This is a genomic window from Streptomyces sp. NPDC037126, from assembly GCF_055605965.1.
The window spans coordinates 185,421-206,768 of the sequence record NZ_JBVJTD010000001.1 but is presented as its reverse complement, the minus strand read 5'-3'; the positions used below and the strand labels follow the sequence as shown (position 1 = coordinate 206,768).

Annotated in this window: 19 protein-coding genes and 2 tRNA genes; 3 read left to right on the top strand and 18 right to left on the bottom strand. The window is 71.8% G+C overall.

The genetic code is table 11. From position 1 onward, the window contains the following. Nucleotides 1-525: 525 nt before the first annotated feature. From ACZ7FF_RS00900 to leuS, 4 genes are all read right to left on the bottom strand, one after another. Entirely contained in the window at nucleotides 526-1,656 is a 1,131-nt protein-coding gene (locus ACZ7FF_RS00900; protein ID WP_470808347.1) for a ComEA family DNA-binding protein, read from the bottom strand. A 125-nt stretch (nucleotides 1,657-1,781) separates the two neighbouring features. Beyond that, a complete protein-coding gene (locus tag ACZ7FF_RS00895; RefSeq protein WP_470808345.1) occupies nucleotides 1,782-2,627 on the bottom strand; it encodes a DegV family protein in 846 nt (281 codons plus the stop codon). Nucleotides 2,628-2,699: 72 nt separating this feature from the next. Further along, the gene (locus ACZ7FF_RS00890) at nucleotides 2,700-3,443 is read right to left on the bottom strand and encodes a hypothetical protein (protein ID WP_470808343.1); all 744 of its coding nucleotides are present in this window, start codon (nucleotides 3,441-3,443) and stop codon (nucleotides 2,700-2,702) included. A gap of 137 nt (nucleotides 3,444-3,580) precedes the next feature. Next, nucleotides 3,581-6,463 carry a leucine--tRNA ligase gene (leuS, locus tag ACZ7FF_RS00885; protein WP_470808342.1) on the bottom strand — a complete coding sequence of 961 codons (2,883 nt, stop codon included), beginning with the start codon at nucleotides 6,461-6,463 and terminating at the stop codon, nucleotides 3,581-3,583. 401 nt (nucleotides 6,464-6,864) lie between these two features. Between leuS and ACZ7FF_RS00880 the strand changes: the two genes are divergently transcribed. Both ACZ7FF_RS00880 and ACZ7FF_RS00875 read left to right on the top strand, forming a co-directional pair. Then, complete coding sequence (locus ACZ7FF_RS00880; RefSeq protein WP_470808340.1) at nucleotides 6,865-8,157, top strand: cytochrome b/b6 domain-containing protein; 1,293 nt, start codon at nucleotides 6,865-6,867, stop codon at nucleotides 8,155-8,157. Next, a complete protein-coding gene (locus ACZ7FF_RS00875) occupies nucleotides 8,154-9,764 on the top strand; it encodes an NADH-ubiquinone oxidoreductase-F iron-sulfur binding region domain-containing protein (protein WP_470808338.1) in 1,611 nt (536 codons plus the stop codon). The genes ACZ7FF_RS00880 and ACZ7FF_RS00875 overlap by 4 nt, the downstream gene beginning before the upstream one ends. Before the next feature lie 119 nt (nucleotides 9,765-9,883). On the opposite strand, the gene ACZ7FF_RS00870 is transcribed toward ACZ7FF_RS00875, so the two are convergent. The 9 genes from ACZ7FF_RS00870 to ACZ7FF_RS00830 form a co-directional block, all read right to left on the bottom strand. Next, a tRNA-Ala gene (locus tag ACZ7FF_RS00870) sits at nucleotides 9,884-9,956 on the bottom strand. Nucleotides 9,957-10,075: 119 nt separating this feature from the next. Beyond that, entirely contained in the window at nucleotides 10,076-10,309 is a 234-nt protein-coding gene (locus ACZ7FF_RS00865) for a hypothetical protein (protein WP_006136074.1), read from the bottom strand. A gap of 593 nt (nucleotides 10,310-10,902) precedes the next feature. Continuing rightward, nucleotides 10,903-10,975 (bottom strand) — tRNA-Ala (locus tag ACZ7FF_RS00860). A 95-nt stretch (nucleotides 10,976-11,070) separates the two neighbouring features. Beyond that, nucleotides 11,071-11,739, bottom strand: a complete 669-nt coding sequence (locus ACZ7FF_RS00855) for a histidine phosphatase family protein (protein ID WP_470808337.1) — start codon at nucleotides 11,737-11,739, stop codon at nucleotides 11,071-11,073. Then, entirely contained in the window at nucleotides 11,739-12,182 is a 444-nt protein-coding gene (gene rsfS / locus ACZ7FF_RS00850) for a ribosome silencing factor (RefSeq protein WP_470808335.1), read from the bottom strand. The genes ACZ7FF_RS00855 and rsfS overlap by 1 nt, the downstream gene beginning before the upstream one ends. 102 nt (nucleotides 12,183-12,284) lie before the next feature. Beyond that, entirely contained in the window at nucleotides 12,285-14,000 is a 1,716-nt protein-coding gene (locus ACZ7FF_RS00845; protein WP_470808333.1) for an LCP family protein, read from the bottom strand. A gap of 16 nt (nucleotides 14,001-14,016) precedes the next feature. Continuing rightward, nucleotides 14,017-14,712 carry a nicotinate-nucleotide adenylyltransferase gene (nadD, locus tag ACZ7FF_RS00840; RefSeq protein WP_470808332.1) on the bottom strand — a complete coding sequence of 232 codons (696 nt, stop codon included), beginning with the start codon at nucleotides 14,710-14,712 and terminating at the stop codon, nucleotides 14,017-14,019. 56 nt (nucleotides 14,713-14,768) lie between these two features. Beyond that, complete coding sequence (locus ACZ7FF_RS00835; protein WP_470808330.1) at nucleotides 14,769-14,924, bottom strand: hypothetical protein; 156 nt, start codon at nucleotides 14,922-14,924, stop codon at nucleotides 14,769-14,771. A gap of 144 nt (nucleotides 14,925-15,068) precedes the next feature. Further along, on the bottom strand, nucleotides 15,069-15,233 hold the full coding sequence (locus ACZ7FF_RS00830; protein WP_470808329.1) for a hypothetical protein: 165 nt from the start codon (nucleotides 15,231-15,233) through the stop codon (nucleotides 15,069-15,071). A 103-nt stretch (nucleotides 15,234-15,336) separates the two neighbouring features. Between ACZ7FF_RS00830 and ACZ7FF_RS00825 the strand changes: the two genes are divergently transcribed. Next, on the top strand, nucleotides 15,337-16,452 hold the full coding sequence (locus tag ACZ7FF_RS00825; RefSeq protein ID WP_470808328.1) for a M48 family metallopeptidase: 1,116 nt from the start codon (nucleotides 15,337-15,339) through the stop codon (nucleotides 16,450-16,452). Nucleotides 16,453-16,510: 58 nt separating this feature from the next. Here ACZ7FF_RS00825 and ACZ7FF_RS00820 read toward each other — a convergent pair whose 3' ends face one another. The 5 genes from ACZ7FF_RS00820 to proB all read right to left on the bottom strand — a co-directional run bounded on the left by ACZ7FF_RS00820 (nucleotide 16,511) and on the right by proB (nucleotide 21,348). After that, nucleotides 16,511-17,578 carry an SCO2583 family membrane protein gene (locus ACZ7FF_RS00820; protein WP_470808327.1) on the bottom strand — a complete coding sequence of 356 codons (1,068 nt, stop codon included), beginning with the start codon at nucleotides 17,576-17,578 and terminating at the stop codon, nucleotides 16,511-16,513. 89 nt (nucleotides 17,579-17,667) lie between these two features. After that, nucleotides 17,668-18,228 (bottom strand): SCO2584 family spore wall biosynthesis protein, encoded by a 561-nt coding sequence (locus tag ACZ7FF_RS00815; protein WP_470808325.1) that lies wholly within the window; start codon nucleotides 18,226-18,228, stop codon nucleotides 17,668-17,670. 108 nt (nucleotides 18,229-18,336) lie between these two features. Next, nucleotides 18,337-19,623 carry a glutamate-5-semialdehyde dehydrogenase gene (locus tag ACZ7FF_RS00810; protein WP_470808324.1) on the bottom strand — a complete coding sequence of 429 codons (1,287 nt, stop codon included), beginning with the start codon at nucleotides 19,621-19,623 and terminating at the stop codon, nucleotides 18,337-18,339. A 72-nt stretch (nucleotides 19,624-19,695) separates the two neighbouring features. Further along, nucleotides 19,696-20,121, bottom strand: a complete 426-nt coding sequence (locus ACZ7FF_RS00805) for a hypothetical protein (RefSeq protein WP_470808323.1) — start codon at nucleotides 20,119-20,121, stop codon at nucleotides 19,696-19,698. A gap of 120 nt (nucleotides 20,122-20,241) precedes the next feature. Continuing rightward, nucleotides 20,242-21,348 carry a glutamate 5-kinase gene (gene proB, locus ACZ7FF_RS00800; RefSeq protein ID WP_470809552.1) on the bottom strand — a complete coding sequence of 369 codons (1,107 nt, stop codon included), beginning with the start codon at nucleotides 21,346-21,348 and terminating at the stop codon, nucleotides 20,242-20,244.

The following is a 21,348-nucleotide window of genomic DNA, read 5'->3' as shown; positions in this document are numbered from 1 at the left end:
CCGACGCGTACCGCCGGGCCAGTACGGGCACCGGGCCGCGCCGCACATCGGCGCCGTGCAGACCGGCCGACACCGCGGCGGCGGCCGCGCAGAGAAGTACGGCGGCGGCCGAAGCCCGTGCCCACGCCGGCCACGGACGATCCGCCGGCCCGGCCCGCGCGACCCGTCGGTCCCGCGCGCCGTGCGCGGTCCGTCCGGCTCTCCGCACCGACAGCAGGACGACCCCGCCGACGAGGCACACGACCGCGATCCCGGCGATCCAGCCCGCCGGTGCGTCCAGCGTCAGGGCAGCCGTGGCCCAGGCCGCGAGCGCGGGTGGCACCAGTCGCAGGTCCATGGGTCCGGGGCGGCTCCCGGGTGGCTCGTGCGGGTTGACGGACGGACCGGCCGGGTTCACGGGCATGGTCCCGCGCGCACCGGTACCAGGGTCACCGGCGTGGCCGCCGGCTGGGCCATGGCCGACGGCCGCCTCGGGTGCCGCTTGCCGCCCCGTTCTCACGCGCAGCCCGTCGCCGGGCGTGCCGCTCATGGCCGCACCAGGTTCCGCAGATCGGTGAAGCGGCGGGCGCCGATGCCGTTGACCTGGCGCAGTTCATCCACCGAGCGGAAACCGCCGTGCTGGGTGCGGTAGTCGATGATGTGCTGGGCCAGTACGGGGCCGACTCCCGGCAGCGTGTCGAGCTGCTCCGCAGTGGCGGTGTTGAGGGAGACCGGGGTCGCGGGGCCGGTGCCGGACGGTCCGGACCCCACCCCACCGGCCTGGCCGGGCGGTGGCGCCGCTGCCCCCGCCGGCGCCCCGACGACCACCTGCTCGCCGTCGGCCAGGAAGCGGGCCCGGTTGAGCCCTTCGGTGTCCACTCCCGGGCGGACGCCCCCGGCGGCCCGCAGCGCGTCGGCCACGCGGGAGCCTGCCGGCAGCCGCTGGATCCCCGGTTCCCGGACCTTGCCGCTGACGTCCACGACGATCTCCCCGCCCGGCGTCGCCGAAGCAGCCCCGTCCACGCGGGCCTTCGCGTCGCCGTCCCCGCGTGCGAAGGGCGCCTGTGCGCGCACCACTTGAGGGGCGCTCACGGACTGTGCGCGGCCCGTCCAGAAGTGCTGTACGGCGAAGACCGCGGCGGCCACCAGCACCACGGTGAGTGCCACGACCCCTCGCCGCTCCACCCCGCAGCGCAGCTGCAACCACAGCGGCAGCCGCTCCCGCAACGCCAGCCCGGCCCGCTCGCGCCAGCCCGGGACGGCAGAGTCCCTCGGCTTCAACGGGTCCCCGGCACCGTCCGGTTCGGCCTCGTCGGTCGGCAGCGTCCGCGCGGGTGCGGGCGGGCGCCTCGTGACCGTCGACGCGGCCGCACCTGGTTTCAGCCCGGGCGCCCGGCCCGTGACCGTGGCCGTCTCCGTGCTCGTGGACCGGGTCAGGTCCGGCGGCGCGTTCCCCGACTCCCGCCACTGCACGGACCGTTCGCCGAAGAGGACCACCGCCCGTCGGCGGAGTTCGTCCGCCGGCGCGGCCGGCCGATGACGGGTGCGGCGATCGGCGGAGCGGTGACCTGCGAGGCGGTGATCTGCGGGGCGGTGGCGGACGCGGCCGTCGGACGCGGGGCCGCGGCCGGGACCGCTGGTCGGAGTGGCTGTGCGGGAACGTGATCGAAGTGCCATGTGACGAGAATGGGACATCCCGTCACTTCGCGATGATCTTGGTCAATTCCCGGGGATCTCGGCATGGTTGTGGAAAACTCCACCACCCGGAAGGGTGAAGTTGCGGACGGCCGCGGGGCCCGACGTCAGCGGGGCGAGACCACCGCTCCCAGCAGTCCCGGCCCGGTGTGGGCCCCGATCACCGCTCCGACCTCGCTGACATGCAGGTCGGCGAGGCCCGGAACCCGTACCCGCAGCCGGTCGGCGAGGGCGGCGGCGCGGTCGGGTGCGGCCAGGTGGTGGACGGCGATGTCGACCTCGGCGCTCCCCGCCCGCTCGGCGGCGATCTCCTCCAGGCGGGCGATGGCCTTCGACGCCGTGCGGACCTTCTCCAGCAGTTCGATGCGGCCGCCGCCGAGCTGGAGCAGGGGCTTGACCGCGAGCGCGGAACCGAGGAGGGCCTGCGCGGCCCCGATGCGGCCACCACGGCGGAGATAGTCGAGGGTGTCGACGTAGAAGTAGGCGGACGTGCCCGCGGCACGCTTCTCGGCGGCGGTGACGGCCTCGTCCATGGTGCCGCCGGCCTCCGTCACCCCGGCCGCGGCGAGCGCGCAGAAACCGAGGGCCATCGCGACCATCCCGGTGTCCACCACCCTTACGGGTACCGGCGCTTCCCGCGCGGCGAGGACGGCCGCGTCGTAGGTGCCGGACAGTTCGGCGGACAGGTGCAGCGAGACGATGCCGGTCGCGCCCGACTCGGCGACCCTGCGGTAGGTCTCCGCGAACATCTGGGGGCTCGGCCGGGAGGTGGTGACGGAGCGCCGCTTCTGCAACGCCTGGGCCAGGGAGCGGGTGGAGATCTCGGTGCCCTCTTCGAGCGCCTGGTCGCCGAGGACCACGGTCAGGGGTACCGCTGTGATGCCGTGGCGCTCCATCGTCCTTGGCGGCAGGTAGGCCGTGGAATCGGTGACGATCGCGACATGGCAGGACATGAGCTGGAGGTTACCTGCCGTAGTGCTCGCGCGGCAGTCCGGCCCCCGTGGCGGGTGCTTGGAGCGGCTCGCTCAGGTGGTGCTCTCGGGGCGGGGCTTCTTCTGCCAGGGGTAGGCGGGGCGCGGCGAGGACGGGGTGATCACGCGGGGTGCCGGCTCCTCGGCGGGACGGGCGCCGGAGGTCCGGGGGCGGCTCCGGTGCCCGGTCTGGCCGTCCTCGGTGGCGGGCCCGGGCGTCCCGGGCCACGGCGGGGGCGCCTGCGCGGGCTCGGGCCGCGTCCAGTGGCGCAGGGCGTCCGCCTCGATGTCGATCTGCGCGCTGAGCGAGCCCAGATCGTCCTCGGCGAAGCGTCGGGCCCGGTCGCGGGCGGCCCAGCGCAGCGAGTCCGCGGACTTGGTGATGCTTTCGGCGCGGCTCCGCAGTCCGGGCAGTCGCGCGGCGAGCTCGGCCCGGTCGGGCTCGGTCTCCAGCCGCTTGAGGTCGGCGTCCAGTTCGCGGCCGTGCGCGCTGAGCCGCTCGAAGAGTCCCAGGGACTCCTTCAGCGACTCGTCCTCGGCCACGCCCGCGTGCAGGGCGTCCTGGGTGGCGCGCATCGAGGTGCGCAGCGCGAGCCGCAGCTGGGCTATCTCGCCGGCCGGACCTGGCTGGGCGAAGGACTTGGCGCGCAGCGTGTGGTCCTCGACCGTGCGGCGGGCCTGGGCGATCGTCCGGTCCACTCCGCGCTTGGCGGCGCCGACCGCTCTGATCGTGGCGTACGCGCCCAGGCCGACGAAGAGCAGGAAGAGCAGTGCGAACACGGCGATGACTGTTTCCACGACGCTCCTCCTCCGGCCGGCGCGGCGCACGCCGCTGTGCTCTCCACGGTAAACGCAGCGGGCAGGTCCGGAGTTCCAGAAAAACCCCGAACCTGCCCGTAGGGGACTACCCCGAGCCGTCGTACGGCCCCCGGTCACTACGCGGGAACGATGTTCACCAGCTTCGGCGCCCGCACGATCACCTTGCGGATACCGGCACCGTCCAGTGCCGCGACGACCTTCTCGTCGGACAGCGCGACCTTCTCCAGCTCCTCCTCGGAGATGGCCGGCGGCACCTCCAGGCGGGCCTTGACCTTGCCCTTGATCTGGACGACGCAGGTCACGCTCTCGTCGACCACGTACCGCGGGTCGGCGACCGGGAAGTCCCGGTGGACGACCGAGTCGGTGTGGCCCAGCCGGCGCCACAGCTCCTCGGCGATGTGCGGGGCCAGCGGGGCGGCCATCAGCACCAGGGCCTCGGCGACCGGGCGCGGCACGGCCGTGCCCGCCTTGGTCAGGTGGTTGTTCAGCTCGGTGACCTTGGCGATGGCGGTGTTGAAGCGCAGGCCCTCCAGGTCCTGGCGCACGCCGTCGATCGCCTTGTGCAGGGCGCGCAGGGTGTCCTCGTCCGCCTCCCCGCCCGTGACGGTGACCTCGCCGGTGTTCTCGTCGACGATGTTGCGCCACAGCCGCTGCAGCAGCCGGAACTGGCCGACCACCGCGCGGGTGTCCCACGGGCGGGAGACGTCCAGCGGGCCCATGGCCATCTCGTACAGGCGCAGGGTGTCGGCGCCGTACTCGGCGCAGATCTCGTCCGGGGTCACCGCGTTCTTCAGCGACTTGCCCATCTTGCCCAGCAGCCGGCTGACCTGCTCGCCCTGGTAGTAGTAGGCGCCGTCGCGCTCCTCCACCTCGGCGGCCGGCACGGCGATGCCGCGGCTGTCGCGGTAGACGTAGGCCTGGATCATGCCCTGGTTGAACAGCTTGTGGAACGGCTCCGCGGAGGAGACGTACCCCAGGTCGTACAGGACCTTGGACCAGAAGCGGGCGTACAGCAGGTGCAGCACGGCGTGTTCGGCGCCGCCGACGTACAGGTCGACACCGCCGTGCGGCTGGCCCTCGCGCGGGCCCATCCAGTACTGCTCGATCTCGGGGTCGACCAGCTCCCGCTCGTTGTGCGGGTCCAGGTAGCGGAACTCGTACCAGCAGGAACCGGCCCAGTTGGGCATGGTGTTGGTCTCGCGGCGGTAGCGCTTCGGCCCGTCGCCCAGGTCCAGCGTGACGTTGACCCAGTCCTCGTTGCGCGACAGGGGCGTCTCGGGCTGGGTGTCGGCGTCGTCGGGGTCGAAGGTGCGCGGGCTGTAGTCCTCGACCTCCGGCAGCTCCAGCGGCAGCATCGACTCGGGCAGCGCGTGGGCGATGCCGTCCTCGTCGTAGACGATCGGGAAGGGCTCGCCCCAGTAGCGCTGGCGGCTGAACAGCCAGTCGCGCAGGCGGAAGTTGACGGTGCCCTCGCCGATGCCACCGGCCTGCAGCCACTCGGTGATGCGGGCCTTGGCGTCGGCGACGCCCAGGCCGTCCAGGGAGACGCCCTCGCCGGAGGAGTTGACGATCTTCGCGTCGTACGAGGCGAACGCGTCGTCCCAGGCCGAGGTGTCGGTGCCGCGGCCGTCGGTCGGCTCGACCACGCACCGGATGGGCAGCTCGAAGGCGCGCGCGAAGGCGAAGTCGCGGGCGTCGTGCGCCGGGACGGCCATGATCGCGCCGGTGCCGTAGCCCATCAGGACGTAGTCGGCGATGAAGACGGGGATCCGCTCGCCGTTGACCGGGTTGGTCGCGAACGCGCCGGTGAAGACGCCGGTCTTGTCCTTGGCCTCGGCCTGGCGCTCCACGTCGGACTTCGAGGCGGCCTGCGCGCGGTAGGCGGCGACGGCCTCGGCCGGGGTGGCGTGGCCGCCGGTCCACACCTCGTGGGTGCCCTCGGGCCACGTCTCGGGAGTGAACTTCTCGACCAGCGGGTGCTCGGGCGCCAGCACCATGTAGGTGGCGCCGAACAGGGTGTCCTGGCGGGTGGTGAAGATCGTGATGTGCTCGCCGTCGATCGGGAAGTCGACGCGGGCGCCCTCGCTGCGGCCGATCCAGTTGCGCTGCTGCAGCTTGATGGCCTCGGGCCAGTCCAGCTCCTCCAGGTCCTCCAGCAGCCGGTCGGCGTAGGCGGTGATGCGCATGTTCCACTGGCGCAGCTTGGCCTTGAAGACCGGGAAGTTGCCGCGTTCGGAGCGGCCGTCGGCGGTGACCTCCTCGTTGGCCAGCACGGTGCCCAGGCCGGGGCACCAGTTGACCGGCGCGTCGGAGGCGTATGCCAGGCGGTACTCGCCCAGGACGTCGGCGCGCTCGGTGGCGCTCAGTTCGCTCCACGCGCGCGTGGTGCCCGGGATCGCGCGCTCACCGGACTCGAACAGGGCGACCAGTTCGGAGATCGGGCGGGCCCTGTCCGCCGCCTCGTCGTACCAGGAGTTGAAGATCTGCAGGAAGATCCACTGGGTCCACTTGTAGTACTCAGGGTCGATCGTGGCGAACGACCGGCGCTTGTCGTGACCCAGGCCCAGCCGGCGCAGCTGGGCCTTCATGTTCTCGATGTTGGCCTCGGTGGATACGCGCGGGTGCGTGCCGGTCTGCACGGCGTACTGCTCGGCGGGCAGGCCGAAGGCGTCGAAGCCCAGGGTGTGCAGGACGTTGTGGCCGGTCATGCGCTGGAACCGGGCGTAGACGTCGGTGGCGATGTAGCCCAGCGGGTGGCCGACGTGCAGACCCGCACCGGACGGGTACGGGAACATGTCCATGATGAACTTCTTGGGCCTGGCGACCACGTCGGCGTCGCCCGCCAGGTCACCCTTGGGGTTCGGGGCCGCGTACGTGCCGTCGGCGTCCCAGAAGTCCTGCCAGCGTGCCTCGATGTCGGCTGCCATGGCGGCCGTGTAGCGGTGCGGCGCGGCCTCCGCCGACATGGCTGTGGCGGCAGCGGGGTTCGTCTCGCTCATGATCCTCAAAGCTCCATCGATCGTCTCTGCCTGCGGAAACGAAAAATCCCCTCGCACAGGAGGGGACGCCGCGCCGATGCCGACCTCACGGGTTCGACCGGGGGTCGGTACTGATCAGCGCGGCCCGCTAAGCAGAAGGCGTACGGCACGCATGGCGCTAGGGTACCGCAGGCCTTGAGCAAGCCGCGACGCGCTTCCGTATCCCCTGTGGACATGCCAGAACCCCGTCAGAACTGAACCAAGGTCAAGAATTACTTCGCGTACCGTCCGCTAAGGGACACCCAGTAATCAGATGATGCGTTGATAACAACGCAATAACGCAAACTCTCGTACTGATCGGTATGACGCCACTTAGAGTTCGGCAGCGGGACCGCTTTCCCGAAACTGCTCGGAGTGCCCCCATGAACCCTCGTCGTAGTACCAGCTCCCTCCCCAAACCGGGCCGCTCGGCCTATGGGGTGGCATCGGCTGTCGTCCTGCTGCTCATACCCGTGGTCGTGCTGGTCGGAGGCAACCAGTTCCGCGACTTCCTGAACTTCGGCGCGGGCGTGCTGTCCCTGGTCTCGCTCAGCTGCTCGGTGATCTGGGGCCTGGTCGCCCAGGACCGGATCTTCCTGAACACGCGGCAGCGGATCGTCGGCCAGGCGGTGCACCGGACGACCGCGGTCGCCTCGATCGCGTTCCTGCTGCTGCACATCACCACGAAGGTCGCGCTCGGCCACACGCAGCTGATCGCCGCGGTCGTTCCGTTCTCGCAGGGCCTCACCGGGATCGGCGGCCTGATCGGGCTGGGCTCGCTCGCGGGCCTGCTGATGATCTTCGTGGGCATCACCGGCGCCCTGCGCAGCAACTTCGCCACCCCGGCCCCGGTCGCCGCCCGCTGGCGGGCCATGCACATGCTGGCCTACCCGGCCTGGTGCGCGGCGCTGATCCACGGCCTCTACGCGGGTCGCTCGGCCAAGGCGATCTTCGTGATCCTCTACAGCCTGTCCCTGCTGGGCGTGATGGCCGCCCTCGCGCTGCGCGCCGCCCCGCGCCCGTTCAAGCGCAGGGTCGCCGACCGGATGGTGGCGCTGTTCGGCAGCTCGGAGCGGCCGGGTCTCGACGAGCTGGACGCGAGCCGTTCCCGGGTGGCGGAGTCGGGGCTGCCCGGCTACGAGAGCCGGCGGGAGGCGAGGCGGTCGCCCGCCGAGTCGACGGCGTCCTTCTCCGCGCCCCTGTACCAGTCCCCCGCGGCACCGGCCCAGGAGCCCGCGTCGGGCTTCGCGGCCGCCTACCGCGCCACGACGACGCCGGGCCCGCCCCAGGCGCCGTACGGGGCCGACCAGACCGCCCGCATGGACCTGCCGCTGGACATGCAGGCCACGGGGGCCATGCCACGCATGGACGGCCCCTCCAGCACCTCGGGGAGCTGGCCGATCCCGTCCCCGCCGCCGGTCGGCGAGGCCCCGCGCTCGGCGTACGACCCGCTGGTCGACACCGGATGCACCATCCCGGCCTACAACAATTCGGGCGCGAGCCCGTACGACGCGAGTGACGTGTACGACACCGGTGAGACGAACGGCCGGTACGGCGCGTACAACTCGAACGACACGTACAACAGCGGTCCCGCCAATGAACCACCCCCGGGCGCCTCGTTCGACGCACCGGGTTCGGGCGAACCTTGGAACACGCCTTCCGGAGGCTATAGGTGAACGAGGCCCTGCCCGACGTCCCAGAAGTCCGCGTGGTCGGTCTTCCCCAGCTCACGTCGGGCTTCGACCTTGTGGAGCGGCTCGACCTGCCCATGCACCTGAAGGTGCACGGGCCGCTCGACCCCCTGGGCGGCGAACAGCTCGCGCAGCTCGCCGAACGCATCAACCTCAGGGGCCGCGGCGGAGCGGGCTTCCCCTTCCACAAGAAGCTCCGCTCGGTCGCGGAATCGGCGATCAAGCGCGGGGTACGGCCCGTCGTCGTCGTCAACGGCAGCGAGGACGAACCGGCCTGCCGCAAGGACACGGTGCTCATCAACCGTGCCCCGCACCTCATCCTGGACGGCGCGCTGCTGTGCGCCGAGGCGCTCGGCGCGCGCACGCTCGTCATCGGCGTCACCCGGGAGTCCACCCAGCGCTCCATGGAGGCCGCGCTCGCCGAACGCGGCCTGAGCAACAGCCGCAGATCGGCGCTGCGCGCATGGGTGCAGCGCAACCCGGTGCGCATGGTCACCGGCGCCGCCGCGTCACTGATCCGCTCGGTCGACGGCGGCCCGGCGATCCCGCCCGGCCGCAAGATCAGCGCCTCGCAGAGCGGCGTCGGCGGCGCGCCCACGCTGCTGTCGAACGCCGAGACGTTCGCGCAGCTGGCCATCGCCGCCCGCATCGGCCCCGAGCGCTACGGCAACACCGGCCTGTACGACGAGCCCGGCACCGTCATGCTGACGGTGTCCGGCGCCGTCGCGCGCCCGATGGTGATCGAGGTCCCCACGGGCGTGCCGCTGCGCTACGTGCTGCAGCTGGCGGGCGCCCCGCCGGTGCCGCAGGGCGTGCTGACCGGCGGATACCACGGCAAGTGGATCGACGCGGCCACCGTCGACGAGGCGATCGTCTCCCGCAACTCCCTGGACGCGGTGGGCGGATCGCTCGGCGCCGGGGCGATCCTGCCGATCACTCAGGACACGTGCCCACTGGGCGAGTCGCTACGCGTGGCGCAGTGGCTGGCCGAGGAGAGCGCCGGCCAGTGCGGTCCCTGCTACCTGGGGCTGCCCGCGGCCGCGCGCGGCATGGAGGACATCCTGAACGGCGGCGGCCCGGCCGCGCTGGAGGCGCTGAAGCAGGTCGCCAAGAACGTCAAGCGCCGTGGCGCGTGTTCGCATCCGGACGGCTCGGCGATGTTCCTGGAGTCGACCATCAAGGCGTTCACCGACGACCTGGCCGCCCATGTCCTCGGAAACGGCTGCGGACGGCCCGTGGAGGGCGTTCTGCCGCTCTTCGAGGGGGGCAAGGTCCCCACGGGCATCCCGGGTGGCGGAGAGCCCGAGGAAGCCGGCGGGAGCCGTCAGAAGATCTACGTCGACTGGACGCTGTGCCGGGGCCACGGACTGTGCGCCGACATCCTCCCGGAGGTGTTCGAACTCGGCGCCGACGGCTTCCCGACCGTCGCCCAGGCGCAGGTACCGCGGTACGCGGAGGCGAAGGCGCTGCGCGCGGTGCGCCGTTGCCCGGCGCTCGCCCTGCGCCTCGAGGAGGACACGCGCGGGCAGGCGCCCTCGCGCAACCTCCCGGTCCTGTCCCAGGGCCGGGGCAGGCGCGCTCTCGGCCGCTGAGCACACGACCACGGCGGGTCACCCGGCTCGGGTGGGCCGCCGTGGTCGTCCGGCACGTGCTGTGTCGTGCAACACGTCGAAGGCGGACCATCCGTGGGATGGTCCGCCTTCGACTTCTGTGGAGCTAAGGAGAATTGAACTCCTGACCTCCTGCATGCCATGCAGGCGCTCTACCAACTGAGCTATAGCCCCTCGCCTTGTTCCGCCCGGTTTCCCTGGCGACGTCGTAAACATTACAGGCCCCAGCGGTGCAGCACCAAATCGGTTTCCGCTCCACCCCCTTGGTGGACTTATGCCCGGTTTGCACCGAGTTAGGCCGTGACGAAGGAGTAGAACCTCTTGAGCGTGCAGTGCTCCTCGAGAAGGCGCCCGTAGATCGGCTCACCCTCCAGTTCCCGGTACGTCTCGATCGGGTCGCCTTTTATGATCAGCGCCCGCGCGCATTCCTCGCACCAGTACTGGTAGTCGGGATTGATCGGCTCCATGTCACGGACGATGGGCGTGCCGCTGCCGCACCAGTCGCACTTTCGCCTGTGTGCACCCATCGATCAGCTCCAGCTGTGGCCGCAGGCCGTGCACACGTAGGAGATTCCACCGTTGTCGCCGAGAACCTGGGCCACGCGCGCGGAACCGCAGGAAGGGCAGCTGAGACGGGTGGTCGTGTCCCGTATCAACGCCGCACCGAGGAGGTGGCCACCCTCCCCAAGGATGCTCGCAGGCATCGCTTCTCCCTCCCGTCGGGCCGCGCCCCCTGCCGGCCGTTTGATTCTGCCACGGCCGGGCCAATACGGTCAGCGACGCCTCAGTACCAGTCCGGACACGGCTCCCACCGCCGCCATTGCGGCCGGCGCCCGGGCGCATACGGAAAACGCCTCCGCAGAGCTATACGACCGCAGGGCGCCGAGTGACTCAAGCCGCTCCGGAACAGTGTGCCGAAAGACGCGGCGCCGATCAGCCGATCGCCGGACGGGCCGGGTGACCGCCGGTCCCGCGGCGGGCCCGGACCCGTTGTCAGTGGCAGGTGCTTCACTGTCCGTGACGGGTGAGATCGCCCGGCGGAATAGCAGAAGATCCCGCCCCCTCGCGGGAACGGGATCTTCATCACCGATCTTTGACAACTCCACAGAGTGTCGATCAGTGGAGCTAAGGAGAATTGAACTCCTGACCTCCTGCATGCCATGCAGGCGCTCTACCAACTGAGCTATAGCCCCTGGTGTTCTTCCCGCTCGGCGGGGCGAACAAGAAGAACTCTAGCCTGCGACCTGCCAGAAAGTGAAATCCGGGTCCGGCGGGCTCCCAGGGCGGCTCAGTCGTCGTCGCCGAGGACGGGCTCCGGAAGGGTGCCCGCGTTGTGCTCCAGCAGGCGCCAGCCCCGGGCACCCTCGCCGAGCACGGACCAGCAGCAGTTGGAGAGGCCGCCGAGGCTCTCCCAGTGCGGGGGCTCCAGGCCGAGGAGCCGGCCGATGGTGGTGCGGATGGTGCCGCCGTGGCTGACGACGACGAGGGTGCCCTCCTCGGGCAGCTTCTCGGCGTGCCCCAGCACGACGGGGGCGGCGCGGTCGGCGACCTCGGTCTCCAGTTCGCCGCCGCCGCGGCGGATCGCCTCGCCGCGCTTCCAGGCGGCGTACTCCTCGCCGTAGCGGGCGATGATCTCGTCGTGCGTCAGCCCCTGCCAGACGCCCGCGTAGGTCTCCCGCAGGCCCTCCTCACGGGTGACGTCGAGACCGGTGAGGGCGGCCAGCTCGGCGGCCGTGTCCGCGGCCCGCTGCAGGTCCGAGGAGACGATCGCGTCGGGCCCCAGGGAGGCGAGCAGCCGGGCGGCGCGGCGGGCCTGGCCGATGCCGGTCTCGGTCAGCTCGACGTCCGTGCTGCCCTGGAAGCGGCGCTCCACGTTCCACGAGGTCTGGCCGTGCCGCCACAGGATGATGCGGCGGCCGCGGTCCTTGCGGTCGGTCACCTCACCGGTGGCGCTCATCACCACTCCCCGCCAGGCTCCTGATCGGCCTCGGCGGCCTGCAGCTTGGCGTGCTCCTCGGCCTTGCCGCGGGTGGCCCTGGCGTCGGCGGGCAGCTCGAGCTCGGGGCAGTCCTTCCACAGCCGCTCCAGGGCGTAGAAGACGCGCTCCTCGCTGTGCTGGACGTGGACGACGATGTCCACGTAGTCGAGCAGGACCCAGCGGGCCTCGCGGTCGCCCTCACGGCGGACCGGCTTGGCGCCGAGTTCCTTCTGCAGGCGCTCCTCGATCTCGTCGACGATGGCCTTGACCTGGCGGTCGTTCGGCGCCGAGGCCAGCAGGAAGGCGTCCGTGATCGACAGGACGTCGCTGACGTCGTAGGCGATGACGTCGTGGGCGAGCTTGTCGGCCGCTGCCTGGGCGGCGGTGTTGATGAGATCAAGGGAACGGTCGGTGGCGGTCACTACATGGCTTTCCGTCGGCGGTCACTAGACCTCAAGGGTCTCACGGACCGCCCTGGGCACCCCACGTGATTACGGTATGCACATGGGGCGCCCGGCCGTCGGTCAGGAGGCGGACGGACGGTAGTCCTGGCCCAGGACCACCGAGACGTCGGCGCCCGAGGAGACCGTGCCCTTGGTCACGGAGCCCGCGGGCAGGCCGAGGGTCTTGGCGACCTCGGTGGCGTTCTGCCTGTCCGAGGCGTCCGAATAGAGCACCTGCGAGGTGGCCCGGGTCCCGGAGCCGCTGCCGCCCTCCAGGAACGTGAAGCCGCCGTTGAGGAGCACCACGCGGGCCTTCTCGGTGTCGTCCTTCACGCCGGTGGCGTTCTGGACGGAGACCCGGACCGCGGAACCGGCGGCGGGGCTCTTGGCGGTGCCGCCGAGGATGTCCTTCACCACGCTGTCGCTGGTCCGGGCGCTCAGCGTGCCGTCGGCCTGCACGGGGAGCAGGGCCGTCCTGTAGTCGCCGCTCTTGGCGAGGTCGGCGAGCTTGGCGAGGAAGGCGCCGAGGTCCTTGTCGGTGAGCGAGGGGTCGAGGATCTGCGCGAGGCTCTGCACGGTGACCGTCGCGTCGGCCGGGTCGGAGGAGACCTTGCGCAGGACGCCCTGAAGAACCTGGCCGAACCGCTGCAGCTGGGCGTTCTCGGACTCCCCGGCGGCGCGGTAGGTGGCGTAGGCGACGGCCATCTTGCCGCTGAGGGTCTGGTCGGAGCCCTTGTGGACGAGCGGCTCGGCACCCTTCTTCTTGCTGTCCGGGTCGGGCACGTCGGCGTCGGTGTCGATGTCGATGTTGCCGACGAGTTCGACGAGGTTCTGCAGGTAGGGGGTGTCGAGGCGCCAGGTGCCCTGGATGTTGGTGCCGAGGACGGTGTCGATCTGGTCGCGGGTGCCGGAGGAGCCGTCGTCGGACACCGACTTGGCGAGGGTCGTGGTGGAGCCGTCGTCGTCGGTCAGCGCCAGTGAGTTGGGCAGCAGGACCGTGGTGCCCTGCTTGGTGGTGGCGTTGTCGACCAGCAGCACCGTGGAGGTGCCGCTCTTGCCGGTGTTGTGCAGGTGGACGACGATCACGTCGCGTTTCTGGGCGGCGACGGGCGTGCCCGCGCCGGCCTTGGCGCCGGAGGAGGACAGGCCGGGCAGCTTCCCGGCGTACCAGAGGTAGCCGACACCTCCGGCGGCGACGAGGGCGAGGACGACGGCGAGGGCGACGAGCCGGCTCCGGGCGCGGCGGCGGGCCTCCTCGCGGCGCTCGGTGCGGTTCTCGGTGAACGCCAGCCAGTCGATGACGTCCTCGGAGTCGCCGTCCGGGTCCTCCACGAACGCGAACTGCTCGGTGTGGTAGTCCCGTTCGTCGGTGTCCTCGGTCTCCTGGGGGCCGTGTGCGCCCTCCGCGGGGCCGGCCTGCTGCGGGATGTGGGCGGTCTGCTCGGCGACCCGGGGCTGCTGCCCGCTGCTCGCCGCCTGCCCGTAGGGGTCGTACCCGGGGGCGGTCCCGCGCGCGGGGGTGCCGTAGTTGTCGTAGCCGTTGTACGGGTCGTACGAGGGCGCCTGGGGCTGCTGACCGGTGTCGTACGCGTCGTAGGGCGGCGCGGGCTGCCGGGCGCCGCCCGCGTAGGGGTCGTAACCGTAGCCCTGCTGCTGGGCGTACGGGTCGTAGGCCGCCCCTGGAGCCGGTTGCGCCGGGACCTGCCGGTATATGGGCCGGCCGTACTCGTCGTAGCCGACGAGTTCGTACGGGCCGGCGCCGTGGCCCGCGTCACCCTCGTCGTATCGGTCGTTCACCGGTGCCCCTCTCGGCTCACTCGCCGCGGTACAGCTCGCGCTTGTCGATGTAGCGCACGACTCCGTCCGGCACCATGTACCAGATGGGTTCTCCCTTGGCGACTCTCGCACGGCAGTCCGTGGAGGAGATGGCGAGCGCCGGCACCTCGACGAGCGAGACGCCGCCCTCCGGCAGGCCGGGGTTGCTCAGCTGGTGCCCGGGGCGGGTGACACCGATGAAGTGCGCGAGCGAGAACAGCTCCTCGCTGTCACGCCAGGTCAGCAGCTGGGCGAGGGCGTCGGCGCCGGTGATGAAGAACAGGTCCGTGTCGGGGTTGAGGGCGCGCAGGTCGCGCAGGGTGTCCACGGTGTAGGTGGGACCGCCGCGGTCGATGTCGATGCGGCTGACGGAGAACTGCGGGTTCTCGGCGGTCGCGATGACCGTCATCAGGTAGCGGTCCTCGGCCGGGGAGACCGTGCGGTGGGACTTCTGCCAGGGCTGGCCGGTGGGGACGAACACCACCTCGTCCAGCTGGAACTGCGCGGCGACCTCGCTGGCCGCCACGAGGTGCCCGTGGTGGATCGGGTCGAACGTTCCGCCCATGACGCCGAGACGGCGCTTGCCCGTGTGGGCGGGGCCGTGACCCGGCCGGTGCTGCCGGTACCGCGGGTGCTTCACCGTGTCGTCGGCCGTGTCGTGCACCGGACCGGTAGGCATGTCCTGCTCTCCCATGCGTGCAGACCCTACCGGCCCGGCCTCGGGCCTCCGGCCGGGGACGGGGTCCCGGCTCAGCGGTCGCGGTTGAAGCGGGTGGTGATCCACAGCAGGAGCAGCAGGATGCCGAGGGCGCAGCCGCCGGTGACGGCCGGGTTCAGGCTGTTGTGGTGACCGCCCTCGCTCTCGGCGAGGGTGACCAACTGGGCAGCGGCACGGTGAAGGCTCATCTTCGGCAGGACCTATCGCGTGTGGGCGGGATAAAGACGACGGCTCATCGTATGCGGGCGGCCGTTCGGCGATCACGCCGACTCCGCCGTTGGGGACGGACGGTGGCGGCGGGCGGACCCCGGGCGGGGAACTTTCGCCGTCCGTCAGTCGTCCTTCCGTTTGTAGCCGCGCAGCAGGAACCAGGCGGTCAGTGCGCAGCCCAGGACCATCACGACCAAGACGATACGGAGCAGGTCTCCCGTCCCGTGCTGCTGGACTGCGCTCGTGGCGGCCTCGGTCAGCCGGGCGGCTGCGGGGTGGTGCTCCATGATGTGGACTCCTTCGGCTCTACTGCCCGTCCACGGTATCTCCGCCTAGGCTGGGCCCTGCTTCGGGGGCTCAGTGGGCACTCACACGCACATGGGGGAAGACATGTCCGACGACGGCCGTCAGCAGAGCGGGCACGAGCGGGTGCCGAGCCGGTCGCGCACCCGTTTCCCGGGAATCTCCTCGCGGGCGTACGAGCACCCGGCCGACCGCTCGGCCCTGGTCGCGCTGCGCAGGCTGAGCGGCTTCGACACCGTGTTCAAGGCGCTCAGCGGGCTGCTGCCGGAGCGGAGCCTGAGACTGCTGTTCCTGTCCGACTCGGTGCGCGTCTCGGAGCGGCAGTTCGGCCATCTGAACGACATGCTGCTGGACGCCTGCTACATCCTGGACCTGGAGAAGGTCCCGCCGATGTACGTCACCCAGGACCCGCAGCCGAACGCCATGTGCATCGGCATGGACGAGCCGATCATCGTGGTCACCACGGGTCTGGTGGAACTCCTCGACGAGGAGGAGATGCGGGCGGTCGTCGGGCACGAGGTGGGCCACGCCCTGTCCGGGCACTCCGTCTACCGCACGATCCTGCTGTTCCTGACGAGCCTCGCGCTGAAGGTCGCCTGGATACCGCTGGGCAACCTGGCGATCATGACGATCATCACCGCGCTGCGGGAGTGGTTTCGCAAGTCGGAGCTGTCCGCCGACCGGGCCGGGCTGCTGGTGGGCCAGGACGTCCGGGCGTCGATGCGGGGCCTGATGAAGATCGCGGGCGGCAACCATCTGCACGAGATGAACGTGGACGCCTTCCTGGAGCAGGCCGAGGAGTACGACTCCGCGGGCGACCTGCGCGACTCCGTGCTGAAGATCCTCAATGTGCTGCCCCGCTCGCACCCGTTCGCCACCGTGCGCGCGGCCGAGCTGAAGAAGTGGGCGGAGTCCCGGGACTACCAGCGGATCATGGACGGCCACTACCCGCGGCGCGCCGAGGACAAGGACACCTCCGTCGGCGACTCGTTCCGCGAGTCGGCGGCGAGCTACGCGAGCGATGTGAAGGCCTCCAAGGACCCGCTGATGAAGCTGGTCTCGGACCTCGCGGGCGGTGCGGGCGACCTGGGCGGGCGGGTCCGGCGCGGCTTCGCCGGCTTCACGGGCACTCCCCCGGCGAAGGACGACCCGAAGAATGGCCCGGCGGACACCTCGGACACGCCTGAGGGGGACGGCGAGTAGCGGCTGCGCCGGTGGGTCCCGGCGCCGCACGCCGATCCGCCCGGTGGGCGCCCGGCGCTCACACCTTCGGCTCGGCCCCGGCGGCCAGCGTGCCGCACAGGGCGGTGGCGCCGTCCGACTCGTAGGGGTCGGTGCCGGCGGGGCCGCCCGCTCGGGCGGTCTGGCCGGCCAGCAGGGGCCGCAGGTAGGCGGCGGAGTCCTCGGCGCAGGACAGGGGGCCCGCCTGGACGTAGGCCGAGACCAGCTGGACCTGGTGGGTGCGCAGGTCGTCGCGGTCGAAGCGGAAGGTCAGCTCGCGGCGGACGGTGAAGAGGGAGACCGGCGCGCCGGCGGCGCCGGTGGGGCGCAGGGCGTAGACGAAGGTGTGGTCGGCGGTGATCTCCAGCGTGGCGGCGTCGGTCTCGGTGGCCTGGAGGTTGCCCTGGACGCGGATCCGGTCGTCGGCCAGCTGGGCCCGGGCCGGGTCGAGGCGGACCAGCCAGCCGGTGGGGGTGTGCCGCCCGTCCGCCGCCGGGTGGTCGAAGCTCTGGTCGAACTGGTCGAGCTGGTCGGAGTCGACGAGGGACCGGGCGGGGCCGACCTCGCGGCCGGTGAGCACCTCGGGGTAGAGCGAGGACCGGACGATGTAGTCCTTGGCGGTGGTCAGCGCGGCCACGACCTGGCTGTCGGAGAAGTGGGCGGTGTCCCGGGAGGCCGGCAGCGGTATGCCCTCGGCTCCGACGTCGAACTGGGCGGCGGGGCTGTGCGCGTACAGGCTCTCGGCGTCCGTCCCGCCGGGCACCTTGCCCTGCGGGGCGAGCGGGATGACGGACAGCCGCGCGGGCTCGACGGGCCGCCGGGCCCCCGTGGAGCCGTAGGGGTGGCGGACGCCCATGTAGACCGCGGTGCCGAAGGCGACGGCGATCAGCACGGCCAGGATCAGGGCCTGCCGGGTCAGTCCCCGGTGCAGGGGCGGGCGGCGGCGTACGGCGGGCGCGTGGTCGGCCATCCGCTCGTCGGCGGAGTATTCCTGGAGGCGGGCAGCGCGGACGAACGACTCGTCGAACACGACGGATCGGTACTCGTCCTCTGCACCGCCGGGGCCGCCCTCGGGTGTCCCCTCCGGTGGGTCTCCAGGCCCGCCCATACTTTCAGAGTGGGTCTCGGGGGCCTCGGGTAAACGCCCCGCTGTACGACAACTTCTGACAGGTTCTCACCAGAATCCCCGGGGGCTGCTCAGGGGGAGCGCGGGGTCGCCGAGGCGGCGTGCTGGGAGTAGTCGGCGGAGGCGGAGGGGGCGGCGGCGCCGCCCTGTTCCAGGCCGGTGGAGGCGGGGGCGGGCACCCGCTCGCGGGTGCTGGAGGAGGCACCCCGGTAGACCGCCGCGAAGGCGAGCGCGACCATGCCGATGCCCATCACGACGGCGAGCACCCAGGCCACGGGCCGGTGCCAGCGGGCCTGCCTGCCGTAGCCCCCGAAGGGGCTGTGGTCGTCGTCGAGAAGGTAGGTGTCGTCCAGGTCGTCGTCGTCGCGGTCCTGGCCTAGATCGGTGCCCTCGGGGCTGTAGCGCTCGCCTCTGGTGCGGGCGCGGCGGGCCTCCGCCTCGGAGGCCTCGGCTCTGGCCTGCGCCGCGGCCAGGAGGCGTTCGACGGCGGTCGGCTCATGGATCGTCGCCGCCTGCACGAAGGCCTCGTCGAACACCACGGAGGCGAACTCTTCGTCCGACACCCCGTGGTCGTGGTCGTCGTCGGGCTCCCAGCCGTCAGGGAACGGCGCGCCCCCCACGTCCTCCGGCACGGTTCCAGAGTAGACCTGGGGGGTCAATTTGGGCAGACGGTATGGAAATTCATCCGCCAGATGAGACGCCGTTCCGCACGCGCGCCGGCCGGGCCGTCCGGGAGAGGCTCAGCGGCGCACGTGCCCGTCGCCGGTGACGATGTACTTGGTGCTGGTCAGCTCGGGCAGGCCCATCGGGCCGCGGGCGTGCAGCTTCTGGGTGGAGATGCCGATCTCCGCGCCGAAGCCGAACTGGCCGCCGTCGGTGAACCGGGTGGAGGCGTTCACGGCGACGGTGGTGGAGTCGACCAGCTGGGTGAATCGCCGGGCGGCCTGCTGCGAGGTGGTGACGATCGCCTCGGTGTGGCCGGAGGTCCACAGCCGGATGTGCTCGACGGCCTTGTCGAGGGAGTCGACCACGGCGGCGGCGATGTCGTGGGACAGGTACTCGGTCTCCCAGTCCTCCGGGGTGGCCTCGACCACGGTGGCCTTGGAGTCCTCGGCGTAGGCCATGACCCGCTCGTCGGCGTGGACGGTGACGCCGGCGTCGGCGAGGGCGTCCAGGGCGCGCGGCAGGAACTCGGCGGCGATGTCCTGGTGGACGAGGAGGGTCTCGGCGGCGTTGCAGACGCTGACCCGGTGGGCCTTGGAGTTGATGAGGATCTCGACGGCCGTGTCGATGTCTGCCCGGGCGTCGACGTAGACGTGGCAGTTGCCGGTGCCGGTCTCGATGACCGGGACGGTGGACTCGTTGACCACGGTCTGGATGAGGGAGGCGCCGCCGCGCGGGATCAGCACGTCGACCAGACCCCGGGCGCGCATCAGCTCGCGCACGCTCTCGCGGCTCTCCCCCGGCACCAGCTGGACGGCGTCGGCGGGCAGCCCGGCGCCGCCGACGGCGTCCCGGATCACCCGGACGAGGGCGGCGTTGGACTCGTAGGCGGAGGCGGAGCCGCGCAGCAGAACGGCGTTGCCGGACTTCAGGCAGAGGGCGGCGGCGTCGACGGTGACGTTGGGGCGGGCCTCGTAGATGATGCCGACGACGCCGAGCGGGACGCGGACCTGGCGCAGGTCGATGCCGTTGGGCAGGGTGGAGCCGCGGACGACCTCGCCGACCGGGTCGGGCAGCTTCGCGACGTCGCGGACGTCGGAGGCGATGGCCCGGACCCGCTCGGGGGTGAGGGTGAGCCGGTCGACGATGGCCTCGCTGGTGCCGCTCTGCCGGGCCTTGGCCACGTCCGCGGCGTTGGCCTCGACGATCTCGCTGGTCCGGACCTCCAGGGCGTCGGCGATGGCGAGCAGCGCGTCGTCCTTCACGGCGCGCGGGAGCGGCGCGAGGTCGGCGGCGGCGGCCTTGGCCCGGTAGGCGGCCTGGGTGACCGGGGACATCGAGTCGTACGGCGAGAGCGTGGTCATGAGGGAAGGGTAGTGCGCGGTGTGGGCGGGTCACCGCTCATCCCGAACCATGAGACAAGGTCTCAGGAGTGCTCAAAAGGGGTGGACCCCCACCGGCGTCGCGGGCGGCGGGCCGTAGCCCTCGGCGATGCGCTGGTGGTAGGTCTCCCGGTCGATGACCTCGAGGCCGACGATCTCCCACGGGGGCAGTCCCGCGCTCTGGCGGTGCTCGCCCCACAGGCGCAGCGCGACGGCGGCCGCGTCGTGCAGGTCGCGGGCCTCCTCCCAGTACCGGATCTCAGCGTGGTCGCCGGCGTATCTGCTGGTCAGGAGGAAGGGGTGGTCGTGAGCCAGCTGCTCCAGGGCCCGCCGCAGGTCCGTGAGCGGGACGTCCTGACCGGCGACGCTGAGGGTGACGTGCCACAGCCGGGGCAGGTCCTTGGGCTCCTGATAGGTGTCCCCGGCCGCGACGCTCGTCAGAGCACCGCGGGTTGCCACCCCAGGGCGCACTCGTCTCACGACGGCCTCCTTCACCCAGCGCTCGGAACGTGTCTCCGAGACAAAGTTGAGCAGGCCCCAAGGCACCGCGGGGCGGTTTTACGGAACGTCCCCCACCGGGGGCCCTCGTTACGTCCCGTTTTACGAGTGCAGGAGCACCAGGTCGTCCCTGTGTACGACCTCGCGTTCGTACGCCGGACCCAGATCGCGCGCCAGTTCGCGGGTCGAACGCCCGATCAGCCGGGGGATCTCCCTGGCGTCGAAGTTGACGAGCCCGCGGGCCACCGCGCGCCCGGCCGAGTCGCGGAGCTCGACGGGGTCGCCGGCGTTGAACTCCCCCTCGACCGCGGCGATTCCGGCGGGCAGCAGCGAGGTGCGCCGCTCGACGACCGCGCGCACGGCGCCGTCGTCCAGGGTCAGCGCGCCCTGCGGGGTGGAGGCGTGCTGGAGCCACAGCAGCCGGTCGGCGGAACGCCTGCCGGTCGGGTGGAAGTAGGTGCCGGTGTCGCCGCCGGAGAGCGCCTCGGCGGCGTGCACGGCGCTGGTGAGCACCACCGGGACGCCGGCGGCGGCAGCGATCCGGGCGGCCTCGACCTTGGTGACCATGCCGCCGGTGCCGACGCCCGCCTTGCCGGCGGTGCCGATCTCGACGCCCGCGAGGTCCCCCGGGCCGCGCACCTCGGCTATCCGGGAGGTGCCGGGCCGGCTGGGGTCGCCGTCGTAGACGCCGTCGATGTCGGAGAGGAGGACGAGGAGGTCGGCGTGGACGAGGTGGGCGACGAGGGCGGCGAGGCGGTCGTTGTCGCCGAAGCGGATCTCGTCGGTGGCGACGGTGTCGTTCTCGTTGACGATCGGGAAGGCGCCCATCGCGAGGAGCTTGTCGAGGGTGCGGGAGGCGTTGCGGTGGTGGGCGCGGCGGCTCATGTCGTCGCTGGTGAGCAGGACTTGGCCGACGCGGACGCCGTAGCGCGCGAAGGAGGCGGTGTAGCGGGCGACGAGCAGGCCCTGGCCGACGCTGGCGGCGGCCTGCTGGCGGGCGAGGTCCCTGGGGCGGCGGCGCAGCCCCAGCGGGGCGAGCCCCGCGGCGATGGCGCCGGAGGAGACGAGGACGACCTCCTTCTCCCCACCGCTGCGGCTCTTGGCGAGCACGTCGACCAGCGCGTCGACGCGGTCGGCGTCCAGACCGCCCGCGGCGGTGGTCAGCGACGAGGAGCCCACCTTGACGACGATCCTGCGGGCCTCGACCAC

Coding starts and splice junctions, on each gene's coding strand:
- ACZ7FF_RS00895 (WP_470808345.1), bottom strand. CDS start 2,627: ATGTCCTGCCATGTCGCGATCGTCACCGATTCCACGGCCTACCTGCCG.
- ACZ7FF_RS00855 (WP_470808337.1), bottom strand. CDS start 11,739: ATGAGCGCCACCGGTGAGGTGACCGACCGCAAGGACCGCGGCCGCCGC.
- ACZ7FF_RS00830 (WP_470808329.1), bottom strand. CDS start 15,233: ATGGAGCACCACCCCGCAGCCGCCCGGCTGACCGAGGCCGCCACGAGC.
- ACZ7FF_RS00810 (WP_470808324.1), bottom strand. CDS start 19,623: ATGACCACGCTCTCGCCGTACGACTCGATGTCCCCGGTCACCCAGGCC.
- nadD (WP_470808332.1), bottom strand. CDS start 14,712: ATGGGAGAGCAGGACATGCCTACCGGTCCGGTGCACGACACGGCCGAC.
- ACZ7FF_RS00835 (WP_470808330.1), bottom strand. CDS start 14,924: ATGAGCCTTCACCGTGCCGCTGCCCAGTTGGTCACCCTCGCCGAGAGC.
- ACZ7FF_RS00825 (WP_470808328.1), top strand. CDS start 15,337: ATGTCCGACGACGGCCGTCAGCAGAGCGGGCACGAGCGGGTGCCGAGC.
- leuS (WP_470808342.1), bottom strand. CDS start 6,463: ATGAGCGAGACGAACCCCGCTGCCGCCACAGCCATGTCGGCGGAGGCC.
- ACZ7FF_RS00880 (WP_470808340.1), top strand. CDS start 6,865: ATGAACCCTCGTCGTAGTACCAGCTCCCTCCCCAAACCGGGCCGCTCG.
- ACZ7FF_RS00820 (WP_470808327.1), bottom strand. CDS start 17,578: ATGGGCGGGCCTGGAGACCCACCGGAGGGGACACCCGAGGGCGGCCCC.
- ACZ7FF_RS00900 (WP_470808347.1), bottom strand. CDS start 1,656: ATGGCACTTCGATCACGTTCCCGCACAGCCACTCCGACCAGCGGTCCC.
- ACZ7FF_RS00865 (WP_006136074.1), bottom strand. CDS start 10,309: ATGGGTGCACACAGGCGAAAGTGCGACTGGTGCGGCAGCGGCACGCCC.